The sequence below is a fragment of the Nostoc sp. NMS4 genome (assembly GCF_017115095.1).
Classification (GTDB): Bacteria; Cyanobacteriota; Cyanobacteriia; order Cyanobacteriales; family Nostocaceae; genus Nostoc.
Genome location: NZ_JABXKI010000156.1, coordinates 1 through 12855, shown reverse-complemented (window position 1 = coordinate 12855; position 12855 = coordinate 1). Strand labels below are relative to the sequence as shown.

Annotated in this window: 12 protein-coding genes; 8 read left to right on the top strand and 4 right to left on the bottom strand. The window is 44.2% G+C overall.

What is annotated here, in order from left to right; genetic code table 11:
• Both HWQ37_RS13005 and HWQ37_RS13000 read left to right on the top strand, forming a co-directional pair.
• Positions 1–1324, top strand: a 1324-nt coding sequence (locus tag HWQ37_RS13005) for a tetratricopeptide repeat-containing sensor histidine kinase (protein ID WP_292747859.1), incomplete at its 5' end; no start/stop codon positions are given.
• A gap of 7 nt (positions 1325–1331) precedes the next feature.
• Positions 1332–2390 (top strand): RNA-binding domain-containing protein, encoded by a 1059-nt coding sequence (locus HWQ37_RS13000; protein WP_292747857.1) that lies wholly within the window; start codon positions 1332–1334, stop codon positions 2388–2390.
• Positions 2391–2444: 54 nt separating this feature from the next.
• Here the strand turns inward: HWQ37_RS13000 and topA are convergent, their stop codons facing one another.
• Together topA and HWQ37_RS12990 are read right to left on the bottom strand one after the other, a co-directional pair.
• The gene (gene topA, locus HWQ37_RS12995; protein WP_292747855.1) at positions 2445–4610 is read right to left on the bottom strand and encodes a type I DNA topoisomerase; all 2166 of its coding nucleotides are present in this window, start codon (positions 4608–4610) and stop codon (positions 2445–2447) included.
• A gap of 244 nt (positions 4611–4854) precedes the next feature.
• Positions 4855–5934 (bottom strand): zinc-binding alcohol dehydrogenase family protein, encoded by a 1080-nt coding sequence (locus HWQ37_RS12990; protein WP_292747853.1) that lies wholly within the window; start codon positions 5932–5934, stop codon positions 4855–4857.
• 90 nt (positions 5935–6024) lie between these two features.
• Between HWQ37_RS12990 and HWQ37_RS12985 the strand changes: the two genes are divergently transcribed.
• Complete coding sequence (locus tag HWQ37_RS12985; RefSeq protein ID WP_292747851.1) at positions 6025–6708, top strand: TetR/AcrR family transcriptional regulator; 684 nt, start codon at positions 6025–6027, stop codon at positions 6706–6708.
• A 5-nt stretch (positions 6709–6713) separates the two neighbouring features.
• On the opposite strand, the gene HWQ37_RS12980 is transcribed toward HWQ37_RS12985, so the two are convergent.
• Entirely contained in the window at positions 6714–6968 is a 255-nt protein-coding gene (locus HWQ37_RS12980) for an ATPase domain-containing protein (RefSeq protein ID WP_292747849.1), read from the bottom strand.
• Between the two features lie 214 nt (positions 6969–7182).
• On the opposite strand from HWQ37_RS12980, the gene HWQ37_RS12975 reads away from it, so the two are divergent.
• Positions 7183–7728: an NADPH-dependent FMN reductase gene (locus HWQ37_RS12975; RefSeq protein WP_292747847.1), complete on the top strand. Its 546-nt coding sequence runs from the start codon at positions 7183–7185 to the stop codon at positions 7726–7728.
• 54 nt (positions 7729–7782) lie between these two features.
• On the opposite strand, the gene HWQ37_RS12970 is transcribed toward HWQ37_RS12975, so the two are convergent.
• Complete coding sequence (locus HWQ37_RS12970) at positions 7783–8901, bottom strand: ferrochelatase (protein ID WP_292747845.1); 1119 nt, start codon at positions 8899–8901, stop codon at positions 7783–7785.
• Positions 8902–9177: 276 nt separating this feature from the next.
• Here HWQ37_RS12970 and HWQ37_RS12965 point away from each other — a divergent pair, with 276 nt between their 5' ends.
• The 4 genes from HWQ37_RS12965 to HWQ37_RS12950 form a co-directional block, all read left to right on the top strand.
• Positions 9178–10017: a scabin-related ADP-ribosyltransferase gene (locus HWQ37_RS12965; protein WP_292747843.1), complete on the top strand. Its 840-nt coding sequence runs from the start codon at positions 9178–9180 to the stop codon at positions 10015–10017.
• A 273-nt stretch (positions 10018–10290) separates the two neighbouring features.
• Positions 10291–10881 carry a hypothetical protein gene (locus HWQ37_RS12960; RefSeq protein WP_292747841.1) on the top strand — a complete coding sequence of 197 codons (591 nt, stop codon included), beginning with the start codon at positions 10291–10293 and terminating at the stop codon, positions 10879–10881.
• A gap of 184 nt (positions 10882–11065) precedes the next feature.
• Complete coding sequence (locus tag HWQ37_RS12955) at positions 11066–12328, top strand: MFS transporter (protein WP_292747839.1); 1263 nt, start codon at positions 11066–11068, stop codon at positions 12326–12328.
• Positions 12329–12461: 133 nt separating this feature from the next.
• The coding region (locus HWQ37_RS12950; RefSeq protein ID WP_292747837.1) for a thiamine pyrophosphate-binding protein at positions 12462–12855 on the top strand (394 nt) is incomplete at its 3' end.

Below are 12855 nucleotides of genomic sequence, written 5' to 3'. Positions count from 1 at the left end.
TTATATTTATTTTCAATACGCCCTTGCATTAGAAAGACTAGATAAGTACGAACAGGCAATAGACCAATTAGTAGCTATCAAAATGGAGACTTTAACTCCATATCAAGCTAATGTAATACGATTACACTTAGGTAGGCTACACTATCGCATTAAACAACCAGAGAAAGGTAACGAATATTTCGAGGCAGCAATAGCTAATTCGGATGACAAGGATAGAACTTTACTCTATAGTGCCAGAAGCATCCTTGCAAGTAATCCCCATAGCGAAAGAGCGGTTGAGTTGTTACAGCAAATTGCAGAAAAATCGCCGAGCTATGCCCAGGCGTTTGAGATGTTAACTCTCAATTTGAGTGAGGAAGATTACTTTGATATGGTTAAAACTGATACTCAGAGTGGGTTAAGCGACACTGAAGTACTCAACCGGGCGATGTATCACAAGATCGCCAATGAGATTAGCATCCTCAAGGGAATTGCATATCGGATTCTGCGTCACTCCGAACAAGAAGATCCTTTCTTAAGTGGCATTATTCAGGATATTGAGGATGTATTTGAAGAGGTAGACAGACGACGGGCAGCACAAAAGTCTGAAATTGAAACTATCCCTCACGATCACTATAGAAACATTCTGGCGGTGATTTCTAAAACAGCCCATGACATCTCCGATTTTGTCAATAATCACCTTGCCATCATTGAGTCCAAAACTCGGCGGGCAATGAGGAAATTGCAACCCCATGATGTTCACTATACCCAGTTTGAGAAGTTGCTGACGCAGCTAGAACTAACCCAGACTGCCCTGAGCGATTTGAAAGCGATTAACGAAGGCATTACCATCAAGAATCATCGCTTTAAGGTGGAAAAGCTGTTTGAAAAGTGGGAAATAACTCCTCGAATTCACCAGGCTCAGATTGTTCTAGACATTCAAAACGGCGATTCTGAATTCAATGGCGATGAAGAAAAAATTAAGAGTGCCCTGAATGAACTGGTAGAGAATTCCTTAAAACACAATTCTGATCAGCAGAATCTAACAATTCGCATAGCTTCCCAGAATGTCATGAATCCATCGGGAATCTGGGGAAGAACGATTCCTGGTGAGCAGGAATATTTGTTCATCGAATTTGCCGATAATGGTAAAGGAATTCCCGAAGATAGAAAGGACTGGATTTTTCAACCTCTAAAAACCACCTCTCAGGAAGGAAAGGGTAGTGGGTTAGGGTTATTCATTATCCGTAAAACCCTGAGCAAGATGAACGGATATATCCGAGAAACCGGACATAACGGAGCCAGGTTTGAAATTTATATTCCCTACACCAAAGAAGAGGCATAGTAGGCAGATGCAAACGGAAAACGTTCATTTGTTGGTGGTGGAGGACAATCCTCGTTATTTGAGTGAATTGCTGGAGTGGCTGCGAGACTATGGTTATCAGCAGATCGAAACCGCAACGAGTGCTACCCAGGCGAAGGAAAAATTGGATGTTGCCTTCGATCTGATTATTTCAGATATGCGGATGGAACAGGACGACAGTGGCTTTGCCATTGTAAATGAGGTGAAAGCACGAAACCTTTCTTCTGTGGTCATCATTCTGACGGCAAACGATACGGTCGGTGATTGCCGTACTGCATTTAAACGGGGAGTATGGGACTACATTTCCAAAAATATGCCAGGGAATGTTTATGATGTCCTGCATGAATCTATTCAAGATGCGATCGCTTACTTCAATCGTTGGGGTAATGTTCAAAATGAGCAGTGGATTGCCGAGAATTTGGAAACACTGGAACAAAACTATTTTGGTCAATATATTGCTGTGATCAACAAAACGGTCATTGATGCAGCAGATACAGAAGAAGCCTTGAAGCAACAGATTCAAGAACGACAACTACGCCGCTTTTTAACAACAATCCGAAAAATTGGTGATCTGCGCCCAATCTCTGAGTTGATACAATTGCCCGAAAGCGATCGCTTGGAATATAAGAGTAGCTTTCAGTGGGATGTTAAGCTAAATCGTGAGAATAGAGACTTAAGATTTAGCACTCTGAAGACAATTGTTGCATTTCTCAACTCTGAAGGTGGAACTTTAATTATTGGAGTTGAGGATAATCATAATATTTTCGGATTAGAAAAGGATTTATCTTTATTATCAAATGGAAATCTTGACAAGCTAGAGCGAACAGTTATTGATTCAGTTTGTAATCATATTGGCAAGAATTTTACTCAGCAGATCAAAATTCGGTTTGAAAAAATTGAGGGTAAAGATGTCTGCGCGATTGAGGTGAAAAAATCTGTAAGAAAAGCTTGGCTACAGAGGACTAGAGAAAAGAAACTAGAATTTTACGTTCGGATGTCGAACAAGTCTGAACCCCTCGAAATCCCAGATATCTACAATCACCTCTAATACAGAAATTATCGGTCATATCCCGCTATTGAGTAAAAATATCAACGGTGGAACTTAACAATTCAACTCCCCAAACTTAGGACTCCACCACCCTTTTGGCGTATTAAAATAAGCCACATCTTTATGTTTAGTATCCTTACGCGATCGCGGGTCAGAACATCGTAACATGGTCTTACTCTGCCCCTCTTTGATATAACTGTACTCCTCTAGAGGTTTCTTACATACTGGGCAGGGATATGCTGTAACCTTGTTGGGAGGCTTTTGTGGATTCTCAGCCTGAACAGCTTTAGTTTGTGGTGGCTGCCAAGTTTTGTTAAAGTCGCTCCAAAACAATACGACATTTTCACAGCCTTTTGTACATTTGAGAAAATATTTCTTTTTAACTTTAGTACTGGGAATTTTGGCGAGAAAATTTTTGCATTCAGGGCATCGCGTCTTGGAAGTTTCATATTTGCGCTCAGTTATCACATTAGCTTTACCTTTTGGGGAACTCGCAACTACAGTTTTAGCTTTGGAAAGTGCTGGTACAAAGTAATTCTGATTCCAACTAGTTAAATAATGCTGCCAAGAATTCTTTCCTTCAGAAATTGCATCAAGGGCATCTTCCATTTTCGCTGTGAATTCCGCCTCTAGTAAATCTGGCAGTGCTTTGAGCAAAAACGCATCAACTTCTAACCCTAACGCTGTCGGTTGCAAATGGTCTTTTTTCAACTCGACATAATTTCGTTTTTTTAAGGTAGCAACAGTAGGAGCATAAGTACTTGGGCGACCAATTCCTTTACGTTCCATCAATTGCACTAATTTTGGTTCGCTATAACGCGGTGGTGGCTGAGTCTGCTTCTTTTCATGTCCAGCATTCTCCAGTTTCAATGCTTGTCCCTGTTGTAATGAAGGTAAAACACTATCCTTGCTAAGATTATTCCAGTAGCGGGCATAACCGTAAAATTCAATTACTTGGCCTCTCGCTGACCACAGTAGAGAACCAGACTGAGTAATCACCAAAGTTTTACGCAATTGGGCAGCGCGACACTGAGAAGCAATTGACCGTTTCCAAATCATCACATACAGATTAAACTCATCATCAGGAAGTTCTAAACGCAATTGAACTGAGGGACGAAATACATCTGTTGGACGAATCGCTTCATGTGCTTCTTGAGCCGATTTGCTACTGCGATGCTTGGCGACTTGCGACGGTACATTTTGCGGGTCGTTTTGCTCTAACCATTTACGGGCGCTGGCACAAAATTCTGGACTCAGCATTACTGAGTCTGTTCGCATATATGTTATTAGCCCAGCTTCATAGAGCTTTTGAGCCACAATCATGGTTTTGTCGGGAGCAAACCTCAACTTTGAACCGGCTGCTTGCTGAAGGCTGGAGGTTGTAAATGGTGGCGGTGGCTGGCGGTTAACAATTTTTCCTTCAAAATGAATCACCTGATGAGGATGTTGTTGTGCTTCTTCAACTAGACGTGTAGCCTCTGCTTCAGAAAGAACGCGCTTAGACTCCGGTGTTTCTGGACTATTACCTACCTTCGCATCATCATTAGTTTCAGTTTCTTGCTCTGTTGCATCTTTGGCAGAATCGACCGTCCCTTTGTAAAAAGCCCGAAATCCTTCAGCATAATCTACCCAGACACTCCAGTAATCTTGGGGGACAAAAACCAGAATTTCGTTTTCTCGCTGACAAATTAGGTGCAATGTTGCGCTTTGGACTCTGCCAACACTTTTAGCGCCGTTATTCAATGCCCAAACTAAAGGGCTACCCTTGTAACCTACCAACTTATCTAGGCAATCTCGACACAGCCCAGCACCGATTAAATTTTGGTCTAGCTTTCTGGGATTTGCGATCGCACTCTGTACCGCCGATGCTGTAATCTCTGTATAAATCACTCGTTTCGGTTCCCTTAAACCTAGCGTTTCTTTGAGATGCCAAGCGATTGTCTCGCCTTCCCGGTCTGGGTCAGTTGCTAACACAACTTCATCAACCTGCCTCACCGCAGACTTGAGCTTCTGGATTGTTTCTTTCGCTCGTTGGTCACGCGGAATGTAATTGCACCGGACATTATTGCCGTCCATGACAAAGCCCAAGGAATCGTCGCCTTCATTGCTGAGTTCTCGGATGTGGCCACAACTGGCGAGAACTTTCCAATCTGCACCCAGAATTTGACTGAGTTTTTTGACTTTTCCCGGAGACTCTACCACAAGGAGGCGTTTGATCATAGCAACTGCGTTCTAGATTTTGAGCAATAAACTGGTAATTTAAATTAGCGATTGGCTACGCCAACGCCAAGCGCGAACGCCTATTATTGTCATGCGGGTTTTCTAGAATAATAGACCATAAACGGAGCAAACACATACAGCAGATAGGTACTTTAGTGCATAGCCAATCTTGATCTGAATAAAGTTTATTTTTTTCAAGCTTGAATGTTTATAGTCTGCTACGCCAAGCAAAACTGCATGACGATCATGGCTGGATCGCGGTCAACTTGAAGGCACCGCCATTGGCCGCAGCGTGCGCGACGGCTTCGTTCGCGTCATCCAGATCGAATGCTGTAACCTCGAAATTGCCCAAATCCAGGAGGCCAGACCGGATGATCCCGACCAAGCGGATGGTGGCATCGCGTGGATACATCCATTGTCCGTGTATGGTGATGCAGTTCCTCATGATCCACGGATAAGGTAGTTCCAGTCCGGGGCCTCCCAGCATCCCAACGCCCCCCATCAACACTACCCTCCCGTAAGGCCGCACCGTCATGACGGCGGCGCGCACTGCGGTTGTGGCCGCCGAGGGCGGCAAGATGTCCAGCACGCAATCGATAGGGCCGGGGGCTGCCCGTCGCATCTGCTCCCGGTCGTCGTCCTCGTGGCCGGTGAGATGCACGGGGCGCACGCGATCGCCAAACCGATGCACTAGATCCGCCAGTACCCCCTCGTTGCGACCTGGCGTGACGACGCAGCCCGCGCCCATCGCCAAGGCCACCGCCACGCAAGCGCTGCCGTAGTTGCCGGTAGCCCCGCTAACCAATAGCGTCTCGCCGGCTTGTAGGTTGGCCGCCAGTAGCCCGCCATAGGGTACTAGCAGCACACTTAGGGCACACCAGCGCGCCGCGTCCGCCGGATCGAGCGCTCCGATGGGGATGGCGTTTTCCGTCGGCACCAACATCTGCTGGGCAAAGGAGCCGTGGTGAAAATACTGTTGTAGCCGCAAACCTCCTTCGCCACGGGCGCTCCAGCCTTGCAAGGTGATGTCGGGGGTTAAGGCGTTATCGCGCGATCGCACGGTCGGATCGCAGATAACCCAATCGTCTGCAACCAGCCGCGTCGCATCCGGCCCCACAGACCGCACCCGTCCGATGGCTCCGCATCCCGGAGCTACGGGCAGCTTCAGCAAATACTTCCGCTCGCCACTGAAAACCTCGTTGGTGTAAGACAGTACCGGGGCGGCCACGACATCAACAATCACCTCCCCCGTACCCAACACGGGATCAGGTAAAGTCTCGATGGACAGTGGCGATCCGAAGGCCTTTAAAATTGCAGCTTTCATCGTATTTTACTCTTTTAGACTGTGTGTCTATGACAAAAAACATATAATTTGTCAAAACGTTTATTGACATATTAAGTGTAATATGTCAAAATGTCAAATATGAAAATTCAGCCAGATTCAAACTACGATGGGCAAAGCCCAGCCATTGGTAATAGCGTCAGCTCTGCTTCAGCGCTGCCGACAAAGCGCGATCGCATCCTGAAAGCAGCTTTAGAATGTTTTGGGCGGTATGGCTTCAAGCGTACCGCAATGGATGATATTGCTAAGATTGCAGGTATTTCCCGTGCAGCACTCTACTTGTTATTTCAAAATAAGGAAGACATTTTTAGAACGCTGTGCGAAGATTTGCATGGCAATGCGATCGCTCGTGCCCAAACTGCACTCCAGTCTGAAATCCGATTTAGGGATCGTCTCAATGCGGCATTTGAAGGGAAGGATCTAGAGCTATTTGAGCTAGTTTGCGATTCGCCACATGGGAGCGAACTAATCGATTTGAAGAATGCGATCGCAGCAGATATTTTTCTTTCCTCCTCCAAACAGTTTGAGGAATTACTGAAAGAGGCAATTCGTCAAGCCGACGAAAGGGGAGAGATTGAATTGAGTCGTGGGGGTTTTCAGCCATCTAATTGTGCGAGCTTACTGATTGGCTGTACACAGGGGTTGAAAAAATCATCTTCCAGCGTTGTAGAATATCGTCAGCAATTAAGGCATTTAATCTTGATTTTTGACCTAGCACTCACAGCATCAACCAACAACCCGATCCGATCGCATTGAGGGCTTCAAAGTTGTAAATTTTTAATTTTATTTTTGGGCAGTACAACAATAAATACCCCAGGTTCACCGTATTGTGTCGCACCCCGAACTAGAAACTCCATCCCTAGCAAAGTTTTACCACAACCAGCAGAACCACAGACTAAGGTGGGTCGTCCTTGGGGAAGTCCGCCGTTAGTGATTTCGTCTAGTCCCTGGATTCCTGTAGGACACTTGGGTAGTTGGGTATTGCGGGATTTACTTGTACTGTTGAGTTGAACCATATAATATTGCCAAGATTATTTAGTAAAAAATAAATAATAAGAAACATCCCCCCATAGGATTATTTATACCTTATGGCATTGTTGTGAAGAAAAGTTGAAGAGAGTGGGAGAGTGACACATTCCGATACAAATTGCTAAGATAAGCATAGTCATAACGATTCCGTTTTTTCAGAAATCTGGTGATAGTAGCTAGTTAATAGTTTGTGGGTTAATTATGGTGAAAATTATTGGACTTGGTGGTAGTTTAAGAGCCAACTCCTATACCCAGCTTGCTTTAAAAGTAGCAGTACAAAGGGTTGAAGCTGTAGGTGCAGAGGTAGAAATTCTCGATTTACGGCAGTTGCAGCTACCATTTTGCAGTGGCGCAAAGGAGTATCCAGATTATCCAGATGTTCAGCGCTTGCAAGATACGGTCAGCCGCGCCGATGGATTTATTTTAGCGACACCTGAATATCATGGTGGGGTTAGTGGTGTCCTGAAAAATGCTCTAGATTTGATGAGTTTTGAGCAACTGTCTGATAAAGTGGCAGGATTTATTAGTGTCTTGGGTGGTCAGTCTAATAGCAACGCTCTAAACGAACTACGGTTAATTACCAGATGGGTACATTGTTGGTCTATCCCCGAACAAATTGCGATCGCCCAAGCCTGGGGTGCTTTCAGTCCTGAAGGTAAGCTGTTAGATGAAAAACTCTCTCAAAGATTTGATGAATTTGCTCAGAGTTTAGTTGATAATACTCGCAAGCTGCGGGGCGTAAATTAATAAGTAGGGTGGTCAAAGCTTTGCCCACCCTACTTAAAAACTTAAAAAGTTTACTTAATGATGATGGTGGTGATGATGGACATCCCCCGCAAGTTGGGGATTAATTGCCATAGTTTCCTCTGACAACAATTGTGCAATATGATCGTTAGCCCATTGCGCCGCCATTGCCAAGAATTCGGGGCGATCGTTAACGCAAGCCATTTGTACGTAGTTCGTACCAGGATGCTGTTTTTCTAAACTATGGATGATATGGTGTACATCCAATAGAGTTTCGTGATTTTCTGTAGCAAAGCCAATTGGCATAAAAATTACCACTTTTGCACCCAATTGGATCAGGTTATTTGCGGCTTGCTCTGCATTTGGCTGTGTCCAATCAATTAGCGGTGTGTCATGATTGAGCCAACCCACCGAGATTAAAGGATAACGGTTAATCAACTTATCTCGAACTAAATCGTACATTGCTTCACTTTCGGCAATCCCAGAAGTAAAGCCTTTAGCTTTATGGGGACAGCCGTGATTCATTAGCACAATACCGATTTGAGAAGGTAGATAAGCGGCGGCTAACTCAGCAATTTTCTCCTCAACCAGATGAGCCATCAAATCGATGTAGGCTGGTTCGTTGAAGAAAGAAGGAATGTAGCGCTGTGCTTTAATCCAGTGTTCTGCACCATCAGTCAACTCAACTAGAGCATTGTTAACTTGCTCGATCGCAATCCCACTAGTAAAGATAGAATCAACCACCAGCAGTGGGTAAATTAGCAGCTTCTCGAAGCCTTGGTTCTTAATTTCTGCCAAGACTTGATTAGGTAGAAAAGGAGCGCAGAAGTTGAAAGCCTTGAAAACTTGGACTTTCTCGCCCCATTTTTCTTGTAAATTCTTCTCAATGCCAGCTCGCTGCTGTTCAAAGATGGCATTGTGTGGGGAGATAAAATCGTGGTGTGTGTGTCCCCACTCGTGACGGTCAAATAGCGCCAAAAGCTTTGCTAGGGGGGGATAAATCCAGGTTGGTACTGGTGCAAATTTTGCTGTCAGTAGATTTAAAGCCTGTTCGTTATAGTTGGCGAAATCTTCGTAGCTTTCGACTTCGCCGTAGCCCATGAGCAATACGGCTACACGGTCTTTACCTGATAGATGCTCGTGAGTATGTTGTACTTTTTCCGGCGTGGCAACCACAATGAGTTCCTCAATATAACCAGAGTGCAGAGAAATATAAAGTTAGAAAATAGCTTACGCATTTTCCCCTATAGTAGCTTATTATCCCATCCGGGGGGATAGGATAGGTGCAAAAATGAAAACAATAAGTCAAAAGACATACTTTGGTTATGACTGCATAGATAAAAACACTCTAATCAATGGATTTTAAGTCTGGAGGTTTATTGCAAATTTGAGAGCCAGTCTTGTATTATTTATTTCAACAATTTTTTTGAACTGAGACTTTCCAAATATATTATGACATTCCAAAGAATCCAGAAAAAAACTGCTTCGACAAAGAGCGAAACCCCGAGAAGATCCCAGTTGACATCAAGACCCTTCGCGCCGATTATTCAACACCCAATACCAACACCTCATCAGCAACCGGAACAGACCAAGGAATTAATTCAAAGAAAGACGAACTTGTTACCAATTTCTTTGATGCCACCGCCAAAAAAAGTAATCCAGGCAAAGTTGAAAATTGGGGAACCAGGGGATAAGTACGAGCAGGAAGCGGATACCGTAGCGCGTCAAGTGGTGCAAGGTCTGAATGCACCCGCGAGACCAAAAACGAATTTGCTCAAGGTATCGGAGAATCAAGTCATCCAGGCGCAGTGGTGGAAGTCGGTCTTCTCTAAGAATCCTCAGCATTTGCTTGCGAAATATAAAGTAATCGATCAAGGGTTTAGATATAGGGTGGACACAAGACTGCCGAGTGAGATTGCTAAGGAAGGATTCTTTGCCAAGGTGATCACAATGCCGGTAGAGAAGATAACAATGGAGGATATTAAGAAGTATCAGATTAGTGCAATGGATAACCCAGGGATTGTATCGACAGCGGTAAACCTACAAGGAGCCATAACATTTGCTCACCAGTTAGGAAAGATAAATCCGGGTAGGAAGTACATATACGAGATGGACGTAAGTGGACTGATTGAATTCCCCCAAAACGAGAATATCCCGATATGGCAAAGGATATTTTACAGTGACCAACAGGAATCAATGATCGCGTTCGGAATAGAACCGGAGCGGATCAAGCTTGTTCGTGAACTGGATACATCCGGGGAGGAAAGTGAAATCAATCCCTTTGTTGGTTAAAGGGATTTAGGAAAATCTAAAACGTTTTGATACCTAGAATAGGACTTTTCAAACAACCTCTAAGGGATGACACAAACCGTCATTCCGGCATCTGAATGGTTTTAGACTAAATTATGTAACTTTACGACTAATTGAGTTTTATTTTTCACTACCTACAGTTTACTTAAAATCTTCCCTTCATCTACCGTCACATTTTAGTAAACGTGAATAGTTAATAGACCCTTGTAGTAGGTTTAAGTTATTAATAATTTTGAACCTGCCACGCACAGACAGATGAGCATCATTATTTGCCCTGGAATCCACGATCCAGCCTTCACCCAATCCTTTATATCGCAGTGGTTAGATATTTCTAATGGCTCAATTGCTCAAAATCAAGCTAATATACTGGTTTTTCCGGGTACGGATTTATCGAGTTTATCAGCATTGCACATTTTGCAGTTTTTGCGCGATCGCCTAACTCACCGTAGCGATCGCCTAACCAACTCTTTAAAATCACCAATTATATTTATTAGCTTTAGTGCTGGCGTAGTTGGGGCAATAGGGGCAGCACATTTGTGGCAACTTTTGGGTGGTCGTGTCAAAGCGTTTATTGCTATAGATGGATGGGGAGTACCACTACAGGGAAATTTCCCTATTCATCGGATGAGTCATGATTATTTCACCCATTGGAGTTCATGTTTGCTAGGTAGTGGGCAAAATAACTTTTATGCACAGCCAGCAGTCGATCATTTGTCCATTTGGCGATCGCCCCAAATTGTACAAGGCTATTGGGTAGATTCGTCAATTGAGATTATTCCACCCAAAGGTCGTCTGACAGCAGCTGAGTTTTTGCTTATGCTGTTAAAACGCTATGAAGCGAATTAATCCGGACAATGGAGTAAGTACACAGGAGTTAGGAGGGGGTGAGGGAGATGAGGGAGATGAGGGAGACAAGGGAGACAAGGGGATAAACAAAACTCCTAACTCTTAAACTCCTAACTCTTAACTCCTAACTCAGCACTCAGCACTCAGCACTCCTAACGTCCCATCTACCCAAAAAAAGTATCTAATGTTTCCAACTGAACCTGCCTCTGTTAATAACGGCTTTGGCGCACTGCTAAAAAACCGTGGTTTTATGCTCCTGTGGATTGGGCAATTGCTGTCCCAATTAGCAGATAAGGTTTTCTTCGTTTTGCTAATTTCTCTGCTGGAGAACTACCCACCGCTTCCAGGGTTGGCACAAAACTCGATGTACTCAACCTTAATGCTGTCGTTTACAATACCAGCAATTTTGTTCGGATCTGCCGGTGGTATCTTTGTTGACCGTTTGCCAAAAAAGCTGATTATGGTCGGCTCAGATATTGTGCGGGGAATATTGACGCTGTGTCTTCCCTTATTGCCACGACACTTTCTGATTTTGTTAATCTTGACTTTTGCCATTTCCACAGTGACGCAGTTTTTTGCACCAGCAGAACAAGCAGCCATTCCCTTATTGGTGAAGCGAGAGAATTTGTTGGCAGCCAATGCGCTGTTTAGCAGCACGATGATGGGAGCTTTAATTGTTGGCTTTGCGATCGGAGAACCGATTTTAAGTTTAGCAAAAAGCTTTATGGGAGAAGAATACGGTCAAGAGTTTGTGGTTGGTGGACTATACATATTATCAGCTGCAATTATGCAGCCAATAAAGTTTAAAGAACCCAAACGACCCAAGGAACATCGGCTATCAAATCACCCTTGGGCTGAATTTACCGAGAGTCTGCGCTATCTCAAGAAAAATCCTTTGATTTTAAATGCCATGCTGCAACTGACAACTTTATATTGTGTGTTTGCAGCTTTAACGGTGCTGACGATTCGATTAGCCGAGGAGTTTGGTCTAAAAGAAAAACAGTTTGGCTTTTTCTTGGCAGCAGCAGGGGTGGGTATGGTATTTGGTGCGGCAATTTTAGGTAACTGGGGTGAAAAATTGCACCGCAAGCCCCTACCTTTAATTGGATTTTTGATGATCGCACTAGTTTTAGGAGTGTTCACTTTTACGCACAACTTATTACTGGCGCTAGGACTCTGTGCATTTTTGGGTGTCGGTGCTGCTTTAATTGGTGTCCCCATGCAAACTTTAATTCAACAGCAAACACCGCCTACCATGCACGGTAAAGTATTTGGCTTTCAAAATCATGCCGTCAACATCGCTCTGGCGTTACCTCTGGCCATTACCGGGCCCTTAACTGATGCTCTCGGCTTGCGAATTGTGCTGGTAGGAATGAGTATTGTTGTGGTAGTTGTCGGTGTTTGGGCTTGGAAAAATACCCGCAAAGTCTTGCAAGACGTAATTTAGTTAATGTAGGCTAATAATCTAGCTTTATATTTAATATATAAAATTCCCGGAATTTAATTGAACTTTTCAATTAAAATGAAATCTTAACTACAGAATTTCAGCATTAACTTTAGCTATAGTCTGAGGTTTGACCGTGCGTTCACTAAGTGTCTCCGCAGGAGAATCGCTTTCCCCAATTAGTCTCCCACAAACCGAGAATCACAAACAGTCCCGTGCTTCTAGCCCGCCAGTTATGCCCAAACGTGCATCTGGCGGTTTTGCTCTGCTTGACAGCCTTGTTCGTCACGGCGTTGATTATATTTTTGGTTATCCTGGTGGGGCAATTCTACCAATTTACGATGACCTATATAAGGTGGAAGCAACAGGTGCTATGAAGCACATTCTCGTGAGACACGAGCAAGGCGCAGCCCACGCCGCCGATGGATATGCCCGTGCTACAGGCAAAGTAGGAGTATGCTTTGGTACTTCTGGCCCAGGAGCAACTAACTTGGTGACAGGCATCGCCACAGCCTACATGGATTCAATCC